The sequence below is a fragment of the Tepidanaerobacter sp. GT38 genome, assembly GCF_021991635.1.
Lineage (GTDB): Bacteria > Bacillota > Thermosediminibacteria > Thermosediminibacterales > Tepidanaerobacteraceae > DTU063.
Map to the genome: position 1 here is coordinate 64,992 of NZ_JAFFJA010000013.1, position 19,325 is coordinate 84,316.

Sequence of the window (19,325 nt, forward strand, 5' to 3'; positions counted from 1 at the left end):
ATTATTATAAACGTTTAGATCTGAATAATCTATAAAATTTATACAACATGACTGGCTAAAGATTTACTACGCATTTTTATAGATCCTATGGAAAAAGATGCTTTATGCGGCTTGTATTTGCAGCATAGCATAAGACTTAAAGCCAAAGGAAACAATATTCCTGAGGTGAGACTATGCAAAAGACACTGATACTCGGGTGTGGGATAGGAGGAATCGTAACCTCAAATGTACTAAAAAAGATTATGGGGCAGGACATGCAGGTAACGGTCGTTGACAGAAAACCGGATTACCATTATCCAGGCGCTTTTCCGCTGCTTATGATTGGCCAAAGAAGCCCTGAAAGCATCAGCAGACCGTTGGAGCGATTAAATAGAAAAAACATCGAATTTATCTGTGATGAAATAATGGAATTGGATTTTGAAAACAATCGCGTATTAACGACACAGCATATTTTGCCCTATGATTATCTGGTAATTGCCTTAGGTGTTGAGTACCGATCCGAATCTGTGCCTGGTTTTAATGAATATGTATTAAATGCCTATGAGTTTGAAGATGTGATAAAAATAAATGAGCGGATACACAGTTTTGATTCGGGCAGGATAGTATTTTTTATATCAAGCTTGCCATTTAAATGCCCACCAGCTCCTTATGAAATGGTCTTTATGCTGGATTATTTTTTCAGGCAGCGGGGCAACAGGAGCAAGGTAGAGCTCGTTATGGTGACTCCGGAGGTTTCCCCAGAGCCCTTGGCAGGACCAAAGGTGGGACAAAGTGTGCGAAAAATGCTTGCTGACAGGAATATAGAGCTAATTACAGAAGCTAAAATACTCGGCGTCGAAAAAGATGCATTGATACTGGACCATGGCATGGTTGTAAAAGGAGAAATGTTTTTAGGTATTGCTCCACACTGGACGCCAAACGTGATAAGGAGCACTGGCCTAGTGGATAGCAACGGTTTTGTGGAGGTAAATCCCAGCACTTTGGAGACTGGCATACCAAATGTCTATGCAATCGGCGACGTAACAGCCATTAAGCTTCCGGTGCTGGAGGCATACGCGCCAAAGGCGGGAATCTTTGCCCATTATCAGGGGGAAGTAGTAGCCCGCAACATTGCCTGCATTGCGCAAGGCTTAACCCCAAAGTACCGATATACCGGAAAGGGTTCTTGCATCATGCACACGGGATTTGGCAGGGCCCGCTATTCAACCGTTCATTACTTCGCCCAACCTAAACCCTTCATTACGCTACTGAGGCCATCTAGGATATCGTACTTGGGTAAAATCGCTTTTGAAAAGTACTGGCTAAACTTTTGGTTTTGACATTTGTTAATCACAAGAATTAATTGCCGAAGGCAACATTTTAATATTGCTGTAAACATAAAAAGCTGGGAGAAAAGATCCCAGCTTTTTTATTGCTCTAACAATAGTTGACGAATTTTTTATTTTAGACTTTTTAGAAAGTTATTTAAAAGATTTATTTGTTCTGGTTTAAAATCTGTCAGTGTTTCTACGATTTGCTTAAGCTCGGGAGTTAAAGGAGTAGTTGGAGATTCATCTATAATTTCGGAGACTTTAACATTAAAGGCTGTAGCAATTTTTAAAACTATATCAATGGTTGGATTTTTTAGACCTCTTTCTATTTCTGAAAGGTAAGACATGGAGATCCCGCATGCTTTAGCGAACTCATTTTGAGACATTTTTAATTTCGTTCTTAACCTTTTTATACTATTGCCTATATGCATAAAAATCCTCCTCGTAACTCTCGACCGTAAAAGAATGCAATTGGGAGAAATTTCGAGCTTTATATAGAAAAATCGATATAAGAGAGACACAACTAACACTATAGCACTAAATAAACATTGAATAAATATATGCTATAGCGTAGCATATAAAGTGTAGCTTGTTTCTAAAAAACACAAATATTTTGTCAGTGATATGTTCCAGATTTAAATAGCCTTAATTGTATATCCGCAGTAATAACTCATTCAAAAAAATAAAGATTATTACAATAAAGATCAGATTTGGCCCAGTAAGCTTTCACGCGTTTAGAGAAAGATAAAAAAGGTTTTTCTCCTACCAAATTATATCAACAACTTGTTCTAAATACAAGGTTATTAAATTGATGGGTTATTGCTGCGGATGTTTTCAGTAGATAGGGAGGTGGTAGAGAAAAAACAATCAATATTCGTTAGGCCATTTATTGCACCAGACGCTAGGAACTAATTGAAGTCGATTCTAATGAAACATCACCGTGGTTCTGTTTCTAGTGCTCATTTAGGAACCAATAATAAAATTATGGAAATGCTTGCCAAATGCCAAAACAGATGAGTAATAGGTGTTTAGTTGTCTACAACTTTTGAACAACATAAATGCAATAAAAGGGGTGATATTTTGAATAAGCGGGTTGCTGTGATAGGAAGCAGTGGTGGCAACCTATATAATCTTGGAGGGAAGGATCCTTTTGCATTACTAGAGGCGATAAAAATTCAGCTTGATGCGGCAGGAATAGAAATGGCTGCTGTGCAGTTTGTTGCGGCCGACGTATCTATGGACCAAGCAAAGTCTCATACCCCCGCACGGCTTATAGTTATGGAAAAAGGTGAACTGAAAGTATCTTTTGAAGGCAAACTTGCAGAAGTAAACAAAAAAGCGAAAGAGTTTGACAAAGCTTTAGCAGAACAGATAGAAAGAGGAGAAATAGACGGTCTTATACTAGTTAGCGCTGACCCGAAAGATACAAACTCAGAAGCAGTTAAAGCAGGGGCAGAAAAAGGTCTTCCAGCAGTAGGCACAGGTGGAACGTCCGTTGCTCATGCACGCTCTGTTGGACTAAATGTAGTAGCGGCCTCAGGCACAACTGGTTCCACAAATCGAACGAGAGCTGTGTCTTATGCAGCAGGTCTTGCAAATTACTGGAATTTAAGATATAAGCCTGTAATTGGTTCATATCAGGAGAAAATATCCGATGAGAGTCCTTTTAAGAGAATAAATTTTCGAGGGATTATGGTAACATCACTTCCTGCATTTATAGCTATGGCAATTACTATAGCATTAAGCAGAATTCCTGGCTTTGATGTGTTTAATGAGGTTTTTGATGTAATGATAGAAGCATTGCCAGTTGTAGTTGCCGTGGTTGCAGCAAAACAAGTGTCTGGTTATGATGAGGTGGGTATTGTTGCAGGTGTGGTCTCAGGAGTTCTTTCAACAAAAGGTGGCATTATTGGGGGTCTACTCGGAGGTATAGCCTCGGGGATAATGGTTCCATATCTTGTAGCATTTAGTACCAAAAGGAATTTCCCTGCTACTACTGTCAACATTTTATCCGGTGGGCTATCAGGATTACTTTCGGGTCTTGTAATGTACTTTGGATTTTCACCTATAGCCCTTGCAGCGGGTAATGGTGTTAGAACGCTTATACAAACAGCTTTGGATTATAATCCTATCGTTGCAGGAGCAATATCGGGGTTGCTAATATGGCCCGCAATAATTGGGGGAGTTTACCATGCTGCGATACTTCCTATAATTCTTTTGGAGATGGAACAGTATGGTAACAGTTTTTTAGGAGCTATTGATGCGGTGGGATTAGTGGTTACTGCGGCGGGAATTACCCTGGCAAATATATTGTATCCACGCACGCGAGCTGATCGAATAGCTGCGTTACCTGTTTTTTTTGTTTTGACAGTATTCGGGACTTTTGTGGAAGCGGCTTACCCTTTTATGTTTGCAGATAAATTGGTGTTTGCTGCAGCGTTAATCAGCGCAACAGCAGGCGGTGCTGTAGCGGGATACTTCAATGCTCGGGGTATGGCATATGTCCCCATATTAGTCGCGCCCTTTATGTCAAATAACACTGTGGGATTTATTTTATCAATGCTTACGACTCTAACAATAGCATTACTTTTAACCGTTTCGGCAAATCGAATTTATAAAGGTGCTCAACATAGTAAAAATAAAATGGAGGCGCATAATCTATGATTAAAGGTGATATGGAAAAAAAGAGAGAAAGGGCTATTAAGAAGGTTTGGGATGCTATAAATATGCATGGTGGGACAACCCTTCTTAGTACCGGGATAACAGGTGATGATGCAAGAATGGCCAGAGCAGCTGTAGAAGCAGGAGCTCGCCTTATTGAACCCAATCATCCAGCAGTAGTATTAGCAAGGGGACTGTATGGAGCCAAAGATATGCATGCGGCTGAGGCTGTGAGGCATAAACTACCTTTATACGAAATGCTGAAGGTTATATCCGGTGTTAGAAGTGCTGTAGGAGAAGAAATTTTCATTACGGTTGGAGTTCCGGGAGGATTTACAGAAAAGGAGCCTATTATTCTTGAAGATGAAGATTTTTATAATATAGCACGTGCAGGAGCTGATGGTCTACATACTCATAAGGCCACACTAGAGGATCTAGAAGAATGGGTTGCAAAGGCTCACAAATTCGGTCTATTGGTGGATGCATACATAGCTCATCCTGATGATAAGCATCTTTTGGGAATACCTGCAAGGACACCTGAAGAAGTTGGCAAGGTTGCTCAAGCCATGGAACAAATAGGAGTAGATATGATAGGCTTAATGACAGGTATGACTTATGAGGGTGTAGCGGCAGGAGAAATACATCCACAGGTGAAAGAAAGATTAGAAGCATTAGTAAACTCGGTTAAAAATGTGCCTACATTAGCTGAAGGCGGGATAAATCTTACCAACTATCAAGCATTTAAAGCTACAGGAGTCAATATCATCGTTGTAGGCACATCATTTGATCACTTGGCTGCAAATGCGATATCGGATGCAGTAAAACAATATCTTTCCTTAGGAGAATGATTCTTATAAGCAAAAAGACCTGAATTAGGTGTAGAGGTTGAATCGAGATTAAAAGTAAATATATTGCTTTGTATTTGACCGTCGGTTGAGAAGAAACCTTCTTGATTGACGGTCTTTTTTCATTCCTTAGTTGATTAACTGCAGGCAATTTAAAATGCGAGTCTGCCATTGTGAACAAGAGCATGTGGGCTTATGCCTGTGGATGAATTTGGTAACAAGAGTATGATTAAATTCAATATTGAGGGCAGTGTAAGGGAAAAGAGTTTATGGTATAATGACATGAAAAAGATTCGCATAAGATTGAAGGATGGTTCTGAATAAAAAAGAACCTTTCTAGAAGATGGGGGCAGTCAAGTGAGTGCATTTTCGTATCACTTTAAAAGAAATGTGATTATTATTTTTGCCTTATTACATCTGGCTAACTATTTTATAAAAAGCCCTTTTTTATTTTATCTTTGCTGCGGAATGTTAACATATATATTTATTTCTGCTGTGCGAGTGTTGCCTAAGGTGACTCGTGGGATTTGCCTTGCGCTTATGCTACTAGGCATTTGTATTGTGTTTTGGATAAAACTCCCATTCGATGCTTGGCTTTTGTGCATTGACAAAAATGGCAATCTTGTAACATTGTTTATTCTTGTTCCTTTGATGTTTCTCCCTTTTAGCTATAATGATTACCAAGAAGAATTAAAACATGTGGCACAGGTCCATATGCAGAGCTTGCTGCCCTTTTGTGTGCTCACTTTTTCTGTGGTGCACATTTTTGGAGTTGTAATTTCTATTGGGGCAGTCAACTTGGTATTTGAGTTGTTCAAGAACAATGCAAAGCTCTACAACGCTGAAAAGACTTTTATGGCAACACTGCTCAGGGGATACTGTTCATCAGGCTTTTGGTCACCGGCCTGGGCGTCAATTTTGGTAGTTACAACGCAAATGAGTATTTCATGGATAGAAATTATCCCGTGGGGGATAGGTTTCTTCCTAATATCTTTGGCATTGGATACCATAGCAGTGTGGTTTAAAATACGGCAAAATCCTGAAAAATATCCGAAGCTGGAGGCAAAAGAAGATGTGAAGGTTGATTGGAAACAAATATATATCTTAATCGGCCTTTCAGCAGCATTAATTGGCATAATTGCGGTGATGAGCAAAATAACGCCGTGGGATTTGATGGTTATCATCCCTATAGTGGCCATAGTATTTCCAGTAGTTATTGCCTTGCTTCAAAACAAGGTGCAAAATTATAAGGCGGGTATAAAAGAGTATTATGATAAATCTGTCCTAAACGTGATGAGCCAGGTGGCATTGTTTACTGCAGCGGGTTTTCTGTCAAAGGCACTGGAGTTCTCCGGTGTAGGAGCCATTATACCTAAACTGCTGCCTGTATGGATGTATCAATATCCGGTGCTTTTAATAGGTTCAATTATGCTTTTAATGATAGTGCCTTCTTTATTGGGGCTACACCCGGTGGTAATAGGGACGGCTCTAGTAGCTACAATAGTGCCAGCAAGTATAGGCTTAACTGACATGAGTTTTGCTCTTACCATCATTGTAGGTTGGGCCCTGGCTATATTAATTTCTCCTTTTTCAGCCACTTCTTTGATTGCCGGAGGTCTGCTCAACTGTTCGCCTTGGGATATCTCCCTTGGATTAAACGGTAAGTTTGGTGTTTTTAATGTATTGTTTTTCAGTGTCTTGATCGCGCTAATAAATGGATTATTATAATGTAAAAATCCGTTTTTAAGTAGAAGGAATTCTCTTAAAAACGGATTTTTTGCTTTACATGTCTTCACTTACGAAATGTTTCTTAAAAGCATCCTCATCGGTAATATTTTCAAGAAATTCATAAATATTCATCTGTGAAGAATTAATTAGCACCAATAGAAGATATTTCGCATAATATATTGACAGCGAAATATATAATAAGTATAATCAAATAAAATTATGTATGGATAGGGGAGATATGTAATGGGCACACAATATATTAAAGCCAATAGGGCTTTTACCGCGATTAGAAAGTATGCCTGGCTTTTTACTATATTAGTGGCAATAGGTGGTTTAATTGAACCAAAGCTTGGGCTTTTTGTTATATTTATTATGGCAGGGCTGATGATAACTGCATTTTTTAGCGGCAGGTATTGGTGTGGCAATATTTGTCCACACGGTTCACTATTTGATAGCTTACTGCCTATAAGCAGCAATATGGCAATACCAAAGATTTTAAAATCAAAGTATTTTATTCTAGGATTCTTTGTATTCTTCATGTTTAATTTTTCAAGGAGAATATTAAATGTAGTCAATCAGTGGGGAAGTTTTGATTTTTTAGATAAACTTGGGTTTGTATTTGTAACCACGTACTTAATGGTGCTGATAGTAGGCGGCGCACTTGCCGTGTTTATAACTCCCAGGACTTGGTGCCAGTTCTGCCCCATGGGCACAATGCAAAAACTATCTTACAAACTAGGCAAATTAGTGGGAGTGGCAGATAAAACTGAAACACATATTACCATTTCAAATCCGGATAAATGTATAAAGTGCGGAAAGTGTTCCAAAGTATGTCCTTTCCAGTTAACTCCTTATCTGGAATTTGATAAAAACAATCAATTCACCAATATAGAATGCATCAAATGCTCGACTTGTGTCAAAAATTGTCCATTAAATCTTTTATCACTAGAAAATAAATGATTGAGATATAGTTCTGCTATCATTTATAAAAGGAAAAGGTGGTCATACCTCATCACCAAATTTGGGACAGAGATTATTTATCACATTTATGTTACAAAACCGTAACATAAATGTGATATTTTTGAATAAATCAATGAAAATTAAAGTATAATAAATAATAATGTTACAAAATTATAACATTATCGTTGACTTTAGCATACAATAAATTATAATCAAATTAAGAGGGAGGTGTTGCCATGAATGAAGTATTAGGAACAAGAATCAGATCTTTGAGAGAATCTAAAGGTTTGACACAAGAGCAGGTTGCTAAAGAAATGAATTGCTCAAGGCAAAAATATGCAAGAATTGAAAAGGGTTTAGTAGATATCTCATATGCTAGTATCTTAACTATTTCCAAGATTCTGGGAGTTGAAGCTGAAGATATAACTTCTGCTGTCAATAACATTAATCAAAAACAAGTTATATACAGAAGAGATGGCGATTCTATTCGGGAAGATAAATTTAATTATATTTTGGAAATGATTGATACTTTTTATGCGCATAGAAAGCTTTATAACAGTGTAAGGCAGGTTAATGTCGAATGAATAGAAAAAGGCAACTTGATATTGAAAAAATAGCCGACAGCGTTAGAGCTGAGTGCAAAGTTACAGATTATGGTATTCAAAATATATTTGAAGCCGCTGAAAAGTTAGGATATAGAGTAATTAGATATCCCTTAGGTAATGATGCACCCTTGGGATTTGCCATAATAAAAAACGCTGATCGAATTATTTTTTCAAATTCATCATCAATTTTATCTAGGGAAATTTTTTCTGTTGCTCACGAGATTGGACACCATAAACTGCATTTGTCAGAACAAGGTTTGACATTAATTAAGGACTATGATTTTAACAATAGAGATGAGTATGAAGTTGAAGCTAATTATTTTGCTGCATGTTTGCTAATGCCCGTTGAGAAGGTAAATAGCTTTATTAGATTAGAACTAAATGAAAAGAGTATTAATAAATGGACTGGATTGGATATAGCAAGAATACAAACAGTATTCAATGTTAGTTATGATATGGCACTGATTAGATTAAAATCACTAGGTATATTAAATGATGCTGTAATGGAAAAATTAAAATTGGAGAAAATGGAAAAAACCACATCTAGGCTTTTAAAAGTTATCAACGGAAACATTGATCTTTGTAAGGCAACGGAAGTCAAGAGGGTGCCGGCTGAATATTTAGAGTGGGTTATTTTCAATTACAATGAAAAACTAATTCCCATAAAAAGCTTGGAAGCAGCTTTAAATTATGTGGATTTGAAAGTGGAAGATTTAGACTTATCTCAAGAAGAGCGGGAAGAAGATGAAAGCTTTGATGATTTGCTTAGGGTGATGGACTAATGGATGCATCACTAGACACTAATGTTATTATCCATTTATATAAGGCGAACTTCCAAGCTATTTTATTCAATAGATTTAAGAAACTAAAGGTATATGAATTTATTCGGTATCAAGAGATGGAAAGACATGCCACCACTGAAATTATAGATTTATTTGATAAAGATGTAAAGGCAGGAAATATCGAATTGATTAGCGATGCCTATTTAAAAGATATTGGGATGTATAATGTGTTTCAACAACATGTAAAAAACATTAAGATTTTATTTGAAAGTAGTGACTTAGGCGAGGTTTTTGCAATTGCAACGGCAAAAACCTTAGGTTGTATGTGCCTAGTCACTGACGATATTAAGGAACGAGGGCCGCATTATACGTTAATGAGAATTCCTGATTCTGATGTTATGCCATTTGCTTTTTATGAGATATTATTTTTAGATTATCTAGATGGAGAAATCACAGCAGAAGAACTATTTGACTATTTTTGCACGATATGTGATTTGTCTGGGATATCAATGAATTTCTCTTCAAAATTAAAGGCATTTATTAGACGGTTTTGGACAAATCCTTATAGGGAAAATGAAAAAGAATGGATGAAGTCTTTTTGTGTTAAGAAAAGTATAAATGCTAAGCAAAAGATTCAAAAGCTAATTACATATCTAACAACAATGGATATTTAGGAATGGGAATAAGGCAAACGAAAAGGCACAGAATATTCACAGCATCTAAGGAGTAGAGGCCTTGGTTGTAGGAGGGAAACAAAATATCCATGCACTTGTATGTGAGGAATGTGGAGAAAAATATTATATATAAAAAAATACAAGAATAATTACAATAGTCTGAGAGAGCATATATAAAATTAACTGTAGAATTATAAAATTTCTAAATAAAAATTTTATATTGACATATTTTAATATTAGACATATAATTATCCTGAAACCGGTACCACAAATGAGGTTAGCATATAAGGTTGACAATAAACGATATAGCCAAAAAAGCCAAAGTATCCAAATCAACTGTTTCAAGAGTATTAAATAATTCTGGATATGTTAACAAAGAAACTAGGGAGAAAATCGAAAGGGTTATTAGAGAAAATGCCTATTATCCATCTGCCCAGGCAAGAAGTTTGAGCAAAAGAGAGAGCAACACTATTGGCGTTATTATTCCCGAGGCTGATAAAATCGGAAAGCCATTAAATGAAATTGCATTAAACTGGTTAAGACAGAAAGAAGAAGTAACTTCCATTATTGCCGGAGCCTCAAGTGTTAGCCAATTAGAAAAGAACCTCCATTCAACAACATGGGATTTGACCCATGAAGAATTAAGTGAAATTGAAACTATTATAGAACCTTATAGATATATGTAACAACGAGTGCCGGGGAAACCTGGCACTAATTTATTGTGAAAATTGACAATGTCAGAACCTAACCAAAGCCAATGCGATTAAAACAGCATTGGCTTTTATCTTTTAAATTAATACAAACTTCCTTGATTAATTCCGTCATACAGGCTGCTTTCACCACATATAGTAGTACACATAAACACAAAAAATCAGACATTATATGATGGGACTAGGGGGGTTAGCAATGTATGACATTTTTGTAAAAAACGGCAGAATAATTGATGGAACAGGAAATCCCTGGTTTTATGGGGATATAGGGATAGTTGAAGATAAGATTGCGTTTATAGGAAAAAGCCAGGGGGACGTTGAGGCAAAGGAGATAATAGATGTCAGCGGAAAATATGTCACACCCGGATTTATCGATTTGCATACTCATTCTGATTTTACCATTCTTCCAAATCCACTGGGGGAAAGCAAAATAAGGCAGGGTATAACTACGGAAGTTGGGGGCAACTGCTGGGCATCTCAATGATGATGATAGTTTCTATAATTGTAGCTTTTGCTACAGGTAACTTGCAGGAGATGAACGATGCTATTTTTAATCAGGCGGCTACTGCAGCCAATTATGGATTGGGATTAATAGGTGTCATGGCATTATGGCTTGGCCTTATGAAAATCGCTGAAGAGGCAGAAATAAATAAGATTCTTGCCTCGTGGTTGAAACCCATAACGAAACGGCTGTTTCCAAGCATTCCCCCTGATAGCAATGCCATGGGCAGCATAGTTCTGGCTATGGCAGCGGTAGCTTTGGGGTTGCTGGATGCCGCGACGCCCATTGCAATTAAAGCCTTAAAAGATATGCAGGAGTACAATCCGCTGCCCGATACCGTGTCTGATGACCAGGCTGTTTTTACGGCTATACTTACTTCGAATATTGCACTGATAACACCTACCGTAATTGCTGCCAGAGTTGCAGCAGGCTCATCAAATCCTGGCGAGATTATCGGCCCCACGATTTTATGCACGTTTTTATCTACTGTGCTCAATGTATTTTTAGCAAAGACCTTTGCTAAGCTTCCGGCGTATCGTATAGATTATGATTCTGTTAAACCTGCAAAATAAGGGAGAGGGGGAAGGTTAATGTTTTCAACTATAATGGACTGGATATCAGTTGGATTAATACCCATATTAATAGCTTTGTTTATTTTATATGGTCTTTATAAAAAGGTCGATGTCTACGGCTGCTTTATCAATGGTGCGGTGGAAGGCTTTAATACGGTTGTAAGGATAATTCCGTATTTAGTAGCTATTTTTGTGGCTATAGGGGCACTTAGAGGATCCGGAACACTGGAAATTATGCAAAAGCTGGTGGGACCGGTATTTGATAGGTTTAATTTAACCGCCGACATGGTCCCCCACATAATCACAAGATCTCTTTCTGGCAGCGGTTCTACAGGAGTAATGGCTGAGCTTGTGAATAACTACGGGCCTGATTCGTTCATAGGAAGGGTTGCCTCTGTTTTCTAGGGAGGTACTTCTACCACTATGTATATAATAACGGTCTACCTTGGGGCTGTTGGCATAAAGAAAGTTAGGCATACTGTGGCCACAGGTCTTATTACTGATATAGCTTCTTTTATAATGTCGGTAATAATTGTAGCGGTATTGTTTGGATATTAGAGATAAAAAAATATCAAGGGACAGGGCCTATATAAAAAGATAAAATGCAAGCGGACAAGGAGTGGAGGAAGAATCTGGTTAAAAATAATTGGACCTGTCCCTAATATTAATTTTATTGACAGCAGTTTTTATACCTTGCCAAAATTCCTTCAAGCATTCTAGCATGTCTTGCTTCATCTTTAGCGGATTCATTAAAGAAATCTCTGGCAGTATCCAGGCCAAGTTCAGCAGCTTTATCTGCAGCCTGTTTTTTGCCTTCATTGGAAGAAACTTCACCGTTTATCATCTGCTCGATATTTTCGAATATGTCTTCCTGAATCATGCCATTTAGTTCAGCAAATCTTGCAGCATGTTCAGCTTCTTCCCAGGCAATTGTTTTTAATACCTCTGCAATTTCCGGATAGCCCTGGCGCTGAGCCAGTCTTGCCATTGCTAGATAAATACCGGTTTCTTTAGTTTCGCCTGTAAAATTCTGCCTTACGGCTCCTTCGAGTTCCGTGCCTTTAGTTTCACCAAGCAAATTCTCCACTGCAAGTTGCCTTTTTTCCATATGTAATGCCTCCTCAAAATTGAAATTTTATTTTATATTTTGGTTTTTATACTCAATCCTTACTCATCCTGCTTTTTTCTCCTGTTAAAAGCCTCAAGAATATTATCGGCGACACTTTCATTAACTTTTCTAATATCATTTAGATAAATTAAAACGCTGCCGTTGTATTCCTGGGTTTTACCAAGCAAAATAATTTCTAAAGCGCTTCTTATTATGTTAATTATGCAAGCTTCATCATGGTAAAGATTACAGTTCCTACACTGATTTAATAAATACCCTATGGCGTCTGTAACATCAACTTGATCATAAAATCTCGTATCGTAATAGGGCAAATTGTCAACGCCGCCGTCTATAAATTCAGTGTTTTCTTTTAAAGAAGTGGTCAGTATTTTTTTGCAATATCCGATTAAACAATTGTCCATGTCGCATTTTCCGCATTGGCTTTCTCCAAGGCAGCATTTTGAAACTTCATTAATCAGGCCCTCAATATTAACAGCCATAACCGTTTCTCCTCTCCAGAGTTGGTGTTTTATCAATTTATACTAATTAGTATTAATAATCATTCTTATTATACAAAAATAACCATTCTAAGTCAATGTGGCTTAAGAAGTTATTTCTCGTCTTATTTAGACAAAAAATAACTATATTTGACAATATTCGAATTATGAATAATTTAACTTAATTTTGACAATGTAGCAGTAAAGTGCTAAAATATCAAGTAGTAAGGTAATTACAATGGTTTTTTTGTCTTTTTGTATGATTGACAAATTGTATACAAGTATGTTATTATTTCTACGTTATTTTTGTCTCTAAATAAAATAAATATATAAAAAAATTTTATAAGGGGGATAAATGATGGGTAAAAAAGTGTTGGCCATAGTACTTGCTGGTGTGTTACTTATGGCACTAATTGCCGGCTGCGGAGGAGGCAGCAGCACACCGCAAAACGGTGGAGAGGAAGCAAAACAAGAACAAAAGCAAGAACCAATATTTTTAAACATTGCTACAGGGGGAACAGCCGGAACCTATTTTCCGTTAGGTGGAGCAGTATCTGAAATTTGGAATAAAAACGTACCCGGTGTAAATTCTACTGCTCAAAGTACTGGAGCATCAGTTGCTAATATTAACCTTTTAAGAGAGAACAAAGCGGATGTTATTTTTGTACAGAATGATATTGTTTATTATGCGGCCAACGGCGTAGAGCTTTTTGAAGAAAAATATGAGGACATTAGAGGGCTGGCAATACTGTATCCCGAAACTATTCAATTAGTTACCCTTGCCAATAAGGGAATAAATTCAATATCTGACCTTAAAGGCAAGAGAGTTGCTGTTGGAGCAGCTGGAAGTGGCGCTGAGGCTAATGCCAGACAGATTTTAAACGCTGCAGGAATTACTTATGACGATATTACACCTCAGTATCTGTCTTTTGCAGAAGCTGCTAACAATCTTAAAGACGGCAATGTTGATGCAGCTTTCGTAACTGCAGGCTTCCCCACAGCGGCTGTTACAGATATAGCGACTCAACATGATGTAAGAATAGTTTCTTTAGATGATGCATTAGTAGAGAAGTTGCTGGACCAATATCCTTATTATGTAAAGAACGTAATCCCTGCTAATACTTACAAAGGCGTAACTGAAGATGTCCAAACTGTCGCAGTTCAGGCTATGCTGGCAGTAAGGAGCGACATGGATGAAGAGCTAGCTTATAATCTTGTCAAAACCATGTATGACAATCTTGATAGGATTAAAGCTGCTCACTCTGTAGGTGAACTTATTAAACCCGAAACTGGAACCGAAGGTATGCCTGTAGATCTTCACCCAGGTGCCCAAAAATATTTTGATGAGCTGTAAATAAGGAGGTAACTGAGCATTGGGATTCTCCAATGCTCAGATTTTATGAAAATCCGCTTAAAACTTTTGATATTAATTGCAGTAACCCTGCTATTATTCTTTGCTATTTTTAAATTAGAACGCACAAAGGTTTTAATAATAGAATCACAAACAGAAGATGTTAAACACACAATTTTGGTTCCTGAAAAAAAATTTACACTAAGTTTTATTCATTCAGTAGAAAAAACGCCGGTATACGAAGTTTTTGAAATAACTAAAGACAATAAGCTCATTCTTGTGGAAACGACTTTTTCATCTTTGGGCGTAGGTCTCCCTTATACAGAAGATAATGGAGAGTTCAAAAATGAACACGGCCAATTTAAGTTAACAGGTCTTAACCGAGAGTTTACATCAATTGAAATGCGGGTGTCACCTATTCCAAAGCATAGTATAACCGTTGGAGAAAAGACCTATTCTTTACTGTCGTTTGTAGCTTCGGATGACCTTGTGAAAATTACGGCTGCAGACAGGTGGATGCTTGTAAGGCGTAACTATTTCACAATGGAAGGGACTGAGTAAGAAATGAAGGAAATTAGAGATAATGATTTTGAACAAGCGGCTGTCGTAAGCCAGGAAATAGTGAAAAAAGTCGACAAAGAATCCGATTATCGAACTGTAACCGGCTTTTTTGCAAAGATCATAGCCGCTATAGCAATAACCTTTTCGGTTTTTCAAATTTATACTGCGGCATTTGGCACTCTTGATGCTATGTTGCAAAGATCTATCCATCTTGCTTTTGCTCTATGCCTGATATTTCTCCTGTATCCTGCAAGAGCTAACTGGCCAAGGGATAGAATACATCCCGTTGATGTGATCTTTGCTATCTTAGGGGCAGCGGCGCCTTTGTACATTGTTGTATTTTATCAGGACTTGGTATTAAGGGCAGGCCTTGTTACTACTACTGACTATATTATGGGAATCATAGCAATTATCCTGATACTTGATGCAGTTAGAAGAGTTGTGGGCTTGCCTATGGTATGTGTGGCAATAGCGTTTATAGCATATGCACTTTTTGGAAGGCAGCTTCCAGGTCCGCTTGCGCATAGGGGTGCTGATCTTCCCACATTGGTCCAGCACTTGTTTTACACCACTGAAGGCATATTTGGCATACCGCTAGGAGTATCATCAACGTTTATATTCTTGTTCATTTTGTTTGGTGCTTTCTTGGACAAAACCGGTTTGGGTCAGCTTTTCATAGATCTTTCTAATGCTGTAGCAGGATGGGCTGCAGGAGGACCGGCGAAAGTTGCTGTTATAGCATCCGCCTTACAGGGAACTGTATCCGGAAGCTCTGTGGCAAATACGGCAGGGACAGGAAGCTTTACTATTCCGATGATGAAGAAGCTGGGATATAAGCCTGAGTTTGCCGGAGCAGTAGAGGCGACCGCATCTACGGGAGGTCAGCTGATGCCGCCTATTATGGGTGCAGCGGCATTTCTCATGGCAGAATTTATAGGCCAACCTTACTTTCGGATAGTAACTGCTGCTATAATCCCTGCGCTTTTATACTATTTTGGTGTGTGGACTCAAGTTCACTTTGAGGCTAAACGTTTAGGCCTTAAAGGAATGTCTCGGGAAGAGCTGCCAAATATTGGCTTTGTGCTTAGAGAAAGAGGTCATCTTTTAGTTCCTCTAGTGGTCTTGATATATCTATTAGCAAAGGGTTACACACCCATGAGAGCAGCGCTAGTGGCAATAATTCTTACAGTAGGCTGTGCTATGCTTAGGAAAAACACTCGTATTAGCTTAAATGATATAATTGAGGGCCTGGAAAAAGGAGCCAGAGGTGCTTTGGGTGTAGTAGCTGCAACGGCCTGTGCCGGAATAATTGTAGGTGTTGTGACACTTACGGGTCTTGGCCTTAGACTTGGCTCGGTTTTAGTTGATTTGGCCAATGGCAACCTTTTCCTGACTCTCGTATTTACTATGGTAACCTCGATTATTTTAGGTATGGGTGTGCCAACAACGGCAAACTACGTAATAACATCAACAATTGCTGCTCCGGCACTTATAATGATGAATGTCCCTGTTTTAGCTGCTCATATGTTTGTGTTCTATTTTGGCATCATTGCTGACGTAACACCACCTGTAGCATTGGCGGCTTTTGTAGGTGCAGGTATTGCTAAGGCAAATCCGCTAAAGACAGGAATACAGGCTACGAAACTGGCTATTGCAGCTTTTCTTGTACCGTATATTTTCGTATATAACCCAGCACTGCTGCTGATAGATGTGCATGTTTTAGATATAATCTTGATTGCCATAACCTCAATTGTCGGTATTATAGGAGTAGGAGCCGGTGCGGAAGGCTTCTTCCTTACAGATTTATCTGTTTTTGAAAAGATAATCTTCTTTGTAGGTGGACTGTTAATGGTGATTCCGGGCATGCAAACGGATATTATAGGTTTCGTGCTTTTGGCAATCGGATATATAATGCAAAAAAGGAAGAAAGCATTACTTAATGCATAAAAAAGGAGTGGCTTTTGCCACCCCTTTTTTAAGTCCAGTAAATTAAGTATTTTTCATGATGATTTTTTCAATGACCTCAGATACCTGCTCACATACATCACAGCATTTTTCCAGGTAATGATAGGTATTGTCCCAGGCGACGATATCTTTATTATGTTTATCACTTAGATATAATGCTCTAATTGCTTCAGTATAAAGGGCATCTCCTTCTTCTTCAAGCCGATTAATTTCTACAATCAATTCGTGGAGTTCTTTTGATTTGCGGAAATTGGGAAGCTCAACAAATGCCTGTTTTAACAAAAGACAGCACTTTTTTATAATCTGAGTCATTTTTTGAGCATAGTCCGTAATTTCAACGATATTATACATGTACATTCGCATTAATACGTCTTCTATGCTGTCTGTTAAACTATCGATAGCGTCTGCCATTGCCATGATGTCTTCTCGGTCAATTGGAGTAATAAATTCCTTTAGGAGTTTTTCAATCATTTTATGCCTTACCATATCTGCACTGTGTTCAATAGCATGCATTTCTTCCATTTTAATCTTTATCTGCTCTGCATCATAATTTGTAATTACTTGGTCTAATAAGTTTGCAGCTTTGCAGGAGTAATCAACTAATTCTACAAAAGTATCAAAGTAATAATTATCTTTTTTACTCATAGCCATGCCTTCCCCAATCTTATTTTTTAAAATACTCTCATAAAAAATAATGCTAATATGAAACTGATCAATCCGCAACCGGGAAATGTCATGATCCAAGCGAAAACCATTTCTTTCACTATTCCCCAATTTACTGAGGATATTCTTCTGGCGGCACCTACACCCATTATAGCTGTTGTTTTGGTATGTGTAGTGCTGACGGGCAGTCCTAGTAACGAAGCGAGAAGTAAGCACAACGCTCCGGCTAAATCAGCGGAAAAGCCTTGATAGGTTTCAAGCTTTACCATTTCCATACCTACAGATTTGATTATTCGCATACCGCCTATAGAAGTTCCAAGTGCCATTACCGCAGAACACAATAAAATAAGCCAAAAAGGAATAATAAATTCAGTGACAAAAGCCTGCCCTTGTGCAAGAAACACACCTAACATAAAAACTCCCATGAACTTTTGACCGTCTTGAGCACCATGCATAAAAGCCATGCCGGCTGCACTTATTATTTGCGCATTTTTAAAAAAGCCATATGTCTTTCTACGGTCAAAGCCCCTAAAGATGTTTTCAACCATTTTAACTACAAACCAGCCGGAAAAGAATCCTAAAAATAAAGACAAGCCCAATCCGTAAATTACTTTAACCCACTCATTTGGGTTTATACCGTTTATGCCACCCTGAAGTGCTATAGCAGCACCGCTAATTCCTGCTATCAACGCGTGGCTTTCACTAGTGGGTATGCCGAACCACCAAGCTGCAGTGGCCCATACTACAATGGCAAACATGGCAGCACAAAGAGCAACAAGTGCTTTATGGGCATCTCCTCCAAAATCCACCATATTATAAATGGTTTCGGCTACTTTTGAATTTATTGTTGTCATAAAAAATACGCCCAGAAAATTAAAAATGGCTGCCATGATAATAGCGGATTGCGGCCTCATAGAACGGGTGGAAATGCAGGTAGCAATGGCATTTGGAGCATCGGTCCATCCGTTAACTGTGATGGTACCTAGCGTCAGCGCTACCGTAACAACCAGGGCAGGATTAGAAAGTAAGTTTAACAAAAAATCCTCTAGAGTTACAGTCATATGTATCCTCTTTCAATATTTTTTTACATATAAAATATTTTATTTGGATTTAAACACAAAAATCCAATATTATTATACAGATTTTGTTGAAAAAATCCAACCTAAATAGTAAGATAAAGGTAAAAGTTATATGGCTAACTTGGAGGTTTTTATATGAATATTGCACTCATAGCCCATGATGCAAAAAAGGATAAACTGGTGGATTTCGCCATAGCATATCAAGATTTTTTAAAAGACCATACCCTTTATGCCACCGGTACTACCGGTAAGAGAATTATGGATGCTACTAATTTAAAAGTGAATCTATTTCAGTCCGGGCCCTTAGGAGGCGATCAGCAAATTGGTGCCATGGTAGCCAGTGAAACCATGGACCTAGTCATATTTATGAGAGATCCGTTAACTGCCCAGCCTCACGAACCGGATATAAACGCACTGATGAGAGTTTGCGATGTTCACAATGTGCCATTGGCTACAAATATTGCTACGGCAGAAGTGTTGATAAAGGGGCTAATGCGAGGGGACCTAGATTGGAGAAAGGTTATAAATCCAACATTAGAAGATTAAAAAAACTTGTCAAAGACATGGTTTATATTTAATGCTGCCATGTCTTTTTTTGTCATTCGAATACCACGGGCTATGCCCGTGGTTCCGAAAAGCTTATAGCTATGAGTAGAAAAAACATACCTCCTCTGATAAAATAAAGCGGGTTTGGCCAACCGCAAAACTAAATCAGAGGAGGTAACATCCAATTGGATAATAACACATTATCA

Annotated in this window: 23 protein-coding genes; 18 read left to right on the top strand and 5 right to left on the bottom strand. The window is 38.0% G+C overall.

What is annotated here, in order from left to right; translation table 11 throughout:
* Positions 1-173: 173 nt before the first annotated feature.
* Complete coding sequence (locus JT739_RS02895) at positions 174-1,319, top strand: NAD(P)/FAD-dependent oxidoreductase (protein WP_237659589.1); 1,146 nt, start codon at positions 174-176, stop codon at positions 1,317-1,319.
* A 119-nt stretch (positions 1,320-1,438) separates the two neighbouring features.
* Here JT739_RS02895 and JT739_RS02900 read toward each other — a convergent pair whose 3' ends face one another.
* On the bottom strand, positions 1,439-1,741 hold the full coding sequence (locus JT739_RS02900) for a helix-turn-helix domain-containing protein (protein ID WP_237659590.1): 303 nt from the start codon (positions 1,739-1,741) through the stop codon (positions 1,439-1,441).
* Positions 1,742-2,390: 649 nt separating this feature from the next.
* Between JT739_RS02900 and JT739_RS02905 the strand changes: the two genes are divergently transcribed.
* The 13 genes from JT739_RS02905 (at position 2,391) to JT739_RS12680 (ending at position 11,907) form a co-directional block, all read left to right on the top strand.
* On the top strand, positions 2,391-3,974 hold the full coding sequence (locus tag JT739_RS02905) for a hypothetical protein (protein ID WP_237659591.1): 1,584 nt from the start codon (positions 2,391-2,393) through the stop codon (positions 3,972-3,974).
* Positions 3,971-4,819, top strand: coding sequence for a hypothetical protein (locus tag JT739_RS02910; RefSeq protein WP_237659592.1), 849 nt, complete (start codon positions 3,971-3,973; stop codon positions 4,817-4,819). Before JT739_RS02905 ends, JT739_RS02910 begins: the two co-directional genes overlap by 4 nt.
* 354 nt (positions 4,820-5,173) lie before the next feature.
* The gene (locus JT739_RS02915) at positions 5,174-6,544 is read left to right on the top strand and encodes a hypothetical protein (protein WP_237659593.1); all 1,371 of its coding nucleotides are present in this window, start codon (positions 5,174-5,176) and stop codon (positions 6,542-6,544) included.
* Positions 6,545-6,787: 243 nt separating this feature from the next.
* On the top strand, positions 6,788-7,504 hold the full coding sequence (locus JT739_RS02920; protein ID WP_237659594.1) for a 4Fe-4S binding protein: 717 nt from the start codon (positions 6,788-6,790) through the stop codon (positions 7,502-7,504).
* Positions 7,505-7,740: 236 nt separating this feature from the next.
* A complete protein-coding gene (locus JT739_RS02925; protein WP_237659595.1) occupies positions 7,741-8,088 on the top strand; it encodes a helix-turn-helix transcriptional regulator in 348 nt (115 codons plus the stop codon).
* The gene (locus JT739_RS02930) at positions 8,085-8,891 is read left to right on the top strand and encodes an ImmA/IrrE family metallo-endopeptidase (protein ID WP_237659596.1); all 807 of its coding nucleotides are present in this window, start codon (positions 8,085-8,087) and stop codon (positions 8,889-8,891) included. The genes JT739_RS02925 and JT739_RS02930 overlap by 4 nt, the downstream gene beginning before the upstream one ends.
* Positions 8,891-9,565, top strand: coding sequence for a hypothetical protein (locus tag JT739_RS02935; RefSeq protein ID WP_237659597.1), 675 nt, complete (start codon positions 8,891-8,893; stop codon positions 9,563-9,565). Before JT739_RS02930 ends, JT739_RS02935 begins: the two co-directional genes overlap by 1 nt.
* Before the next feature lie 61 nt (positions 9,566-9,626).
* On the top strand, positions 9,627-9,698 hold the full coding sequence (locus JT739_RS12860) for a YgiT-type zinc finger protein (RefSeq protein ID WP_370642560.1): 72 nt from the start codon (positions 9,627-9,629) through the stop codon (positions 9,696-9,698).
* A gap of 151 nt (positions 9,699-9,849) precedes the next feature.
* Complete coding sequence (locus JT739_RS02940) at positions 9,850-10,251, top strand: aldo/keto reductase (RefSeq protein WP_370642561.1); 402 nt, start codon at positions 9,850-9,852, stop codon at positions 10,249-10,251.
* 220 nt (positions 10,252-10,471) lie between these two features.
* Positions 10,472-10,759, top strand: a complete 288-nt coding sequence (locus tag JT739_RS02945) for an amidohydrolase family protein (RefSeq protein WP_237659599.1) — start codon at positions 10,472-10,474, stop codon at positions 10,757-10,759.
* Positions 10,756-11,349, top strand: coding sequence for a nucleoside recognition domain-containing protein (locus tag JT739_RS02950; RefSeq protein WP_237659600.1), 594 nt, complete (start codon positions 10,756-10,758; stop codon positions 11,347-11,349). Before JT739_RS02945 ends, JT739_RS02950 begins: the two co-directional genes overlap by 4 nt.
* A gap of 18 nt (positions 11,350-11,367) precedes the next feature.
* Positions 11,368-11,754 carry a nucleoside recognition domain-containing protein gene (locus tag JT739_RS02955; RefSeq protein ID WP_237659601.1) on the top strand — a complete coding sequence of 129 codons (387 nt, stop codon included), beginning with the start codon at positions 11,368-11,370 and terminating at the stop codon, positions 11,752-11,754.
* Between the two features lie 18 nt (positions 11,755-11,772).
* Positions 11,773-11,907: a hypothetical protein gene (locus JT739_RS12680; protein ID WP_255688277.1), complete on the top strand. Its 135-nt coding sequence runs from the start codon at positions 11,773-11,775 to the stop codon at positions 11,905-11,907.
* 112 nt (positions 11,908-12,019) lie between these two features.
* Here the strand turns inward: JT739_RS12680 and JT739_RS02960 are convergent, their stop codons facing one another.
* Together JT739_RS02960 and JT739_RS02965 are read right to left on the bottom strand one after the other, a co-directional pair.
* Positions 12,020-12,457 (bottom strand): ferritin family protein, encoded by a 438-nt coding sequence (locus JT739_RS02960; protein WP_237659602.1) that lies wholly within the window; start codon positions 12,455-12,457, stop codon positions 12,020-12,022.
* Between the two features lie 59 nt (positions 12,458-12,516).
* On the bottom strand, positions 12,517-12,957 hold the full coding sequence (locus tag JT739_RS02965) for a hypothetical protein (RefSeq protein WP_237659603.1): 441 nt from the start codon (positions 12,955-12,957) through the stop codon (positions 12,517-12,519).
* Positions 12,958-13,312: 355 nt separating this feature from the next.
* Between JT739_RS02965 and JT739_RS02970 the strand changes: the two genes are divergently transcribed.
* Genes JT739_RS02970 through JT739_RS02980 form a run of 3 tightly spaced genes read left to right on the top strand, consistent with a single transcriptional unit; the run spans position 13,313 to position 16,813 of the window.
* Positions 13,313-14,308, top strand: a complete 996-nt coding sequence (locus tag JT739_RS02970; RefSeq protein ID WP_237659604.1) for a TAXI family TRAP transporter solute-binding subunit — start codon at positions 13,313-13,315, stop codon at positions 14,306-14,308.
* Positions 14,309-14,353: 45 nt separating this feature from the next.
* A complete protein-coding gene (locus JT739_RS02975; protein ID WP_237659605.1) occupies positions 14,354-14,866 on the top strand; it encodes a DUF1850 domain-containing protein in 513 nt (170 codons plus the stop codon).
* Between the two features lie 3 nt (positions 14,867-14,869).
* Complete coding sequence (locus JT739_RS02980; protein ID WP_237659606.1) at positions 14,870-16,813, top strand: TRAP transporter permease; 1,944 nt, start codon at positions 14,870-14,872, stop codon at positions 16,811-16,813.
* 42 nt (positions 16,814-16,855) lie between these two features.
* Here JT739_RS02980 and JT739_RS02985 read toward each other — a convergent pair whose 3' ends face one another.
* Both JT739_RS02985 and JT739_RS02990 read right to left on the bottom strand, forming a co-directional pair.
* Positions 16,856-17,476, bottom strand: coding sequence for a DUF47 domain-containing protein (locus tag JT739_RS02985; RefSeq protein WP_237659607.1), 621 nt, complete (start codon positions 17,474-17,476; stop codon positions 16,856-16,858).
* Between the two features lie 26 nt (positions 17,477-17,502).
* The gene (locus JT739_RS02990; RefSeq protein ID WP_237659608.1) at positions 17,503-18,555 is read right to left on the bottom strand and encodes an inorganic phosphate transporter; all 1,053 of its coding nucleotides are present in this window, start codon (positions 18,553-18,555) and stop codon (positions 17,503-17,505) included.
* Positions 18,556-18,708: 153 nt separating this feature from the next.
* Between JT739_RS02990 and JT739_RS02995 the strand changes: the two genes are divergently transcribed.
* Complete coding sequence (locus JT739_RS02995) at positions 18,709-19,119, top strand: methylglyoxal synthase (RefSeq protein WP_237659609.1); 411 nt, start codon at positions 18,709-18,711, stop codon at positions 19,117-19,119.
* The last annotated feature ends 206 nt before the right edge of the window (positions 19,120-19,325 follow it).

Bases quoted from the DNA above. Each gene is read 5' to 3' on its own strand.
- JT739_RS02895 (WP_237659589.1), top strand. From the start codon at position 174: ATGCAAAAGACACTGATACTCGGGTGTGGGATAGGAGGAATCGTAACC.
- JT739_RS02900 (WP_237659590.1), bottom strand. From the start codon at position 1,741: ATGCATATAGGCAATAGTATAAAAAGGTTAAGAACGAAATTAAAAATG.
- JT739_RS02910 (WP_237659592.1), top strand. From the start codon at position 3,971: ATGATTAAAGGTGATATGGAAAAAAAGAGAGAAAGGGCTATTAAGAAG.
- JT739_RS02920 (WP_237659594.1), top strand. From the start codon at position 6,788: ATGGGCACACAATATATTAAAGCCAATAGGGCTTTTACCGCGATTAGA.
- JT739_RS02925 (WP_237659595.1), top strand. From the start codon at position 7,741: ATGAATGAAGTATTAGGAACAAGAATCAGATCTTTGAGAGAATCTAAA.
- JT739_RS02930 (WP_237659596.1), top strand. From the start codon at position 8,085: ATGAATAGAAAAAGGCAACTTGATATTGAAAAAATAGCCGACAGCGTT.
- JT739_RS02935 (WP_237659597.1), top strand. From the start codon at position 8,891: ATGGATGCATCACTAGACACTAATGTTATTATCCATTTATATAAGGCG.
- JT739_RS02945 (WP_237659599.1), top strand. From the start codon at position 10,472: ATGTATGACATTTTTGTAAAAAACGGCAGAATAATTGATGGAACAGGA.
- JT739_RS02950 (WP_237659600.1), top strand. From the start codon at position 10,756: ATGATGATGATAGTTTCTATAATTGTAGCTTTTGCTACAGGTAACTTG.
- JT739_RS02955 (WP_237659601.1), top strand. From the start codon at position 11,368: ATGTTTTCAACTATAATGGACTGGATATCAGTTGGATTAATACCCATA.
- JT739_RS12680 (WP_255688277.1), top strand. From the start codon at position 11,773: ATGTATATAATAACGGTCTACCTTGGGGCTGTTGGCATAAAGAAAGTT.
- JT739_RS02960 (WP_237659602.1), bottom strand. From the start codon at position 12,457: ATGGAAAAAAGGCAACTTGCAGTGGAGAATTTGCTTGGTGAAACTAAA.
- JT739_RS02965 (WP_237659603.1), bottom strand. From the start codon at position 12,957: ATGGCTGTTAATATTGAGGGCCTGATTAATGAAGTTTCAAAATGCTGC.
- JT739_RS02970 (WP_237659604.1), top strand. From the start codon at position 13,313: ATGGGTAAAAAAGTGTTGGCCATAGTACTTGCTGGTGTGTTACTTATG.
- JT739_RS02975 (WP_237659605.1), top strand. From the start codon at position 14,354: ATGAAAATCCGCTTAAAACTTTTGATATTAATTGCAGTAACCCTGCTA.
- JT739_RS02980 (WP_237659606.1), top strand. From the start codon at position 14,870: ATGAAGGAAATTAGAGATAATGATTTTGAACAAGCGGCTGTCGTAAGC.
- JT739_RS02985 (WP_237659607.1), bottom strand. From the start codon at position 17,476: ATGAGTAAAAAAGATAATTATTACTTTGATACTTTTGTAGAATTAGTT.
- JT739_RS02990 (WP_237659608.1), bottom strand. From the start codon at position 18,555: ATGACTGTAACTCTAGAGGATTTTTTGTTAAACTTACTTTCTAATCCT.
- JT739_RS02995 (WP_237659609.1), top strand. From the start codon at position 18,709: ATGAATATTGCACTCATAGCCCATGATGCAAAAAAGGATAAACTGGTG.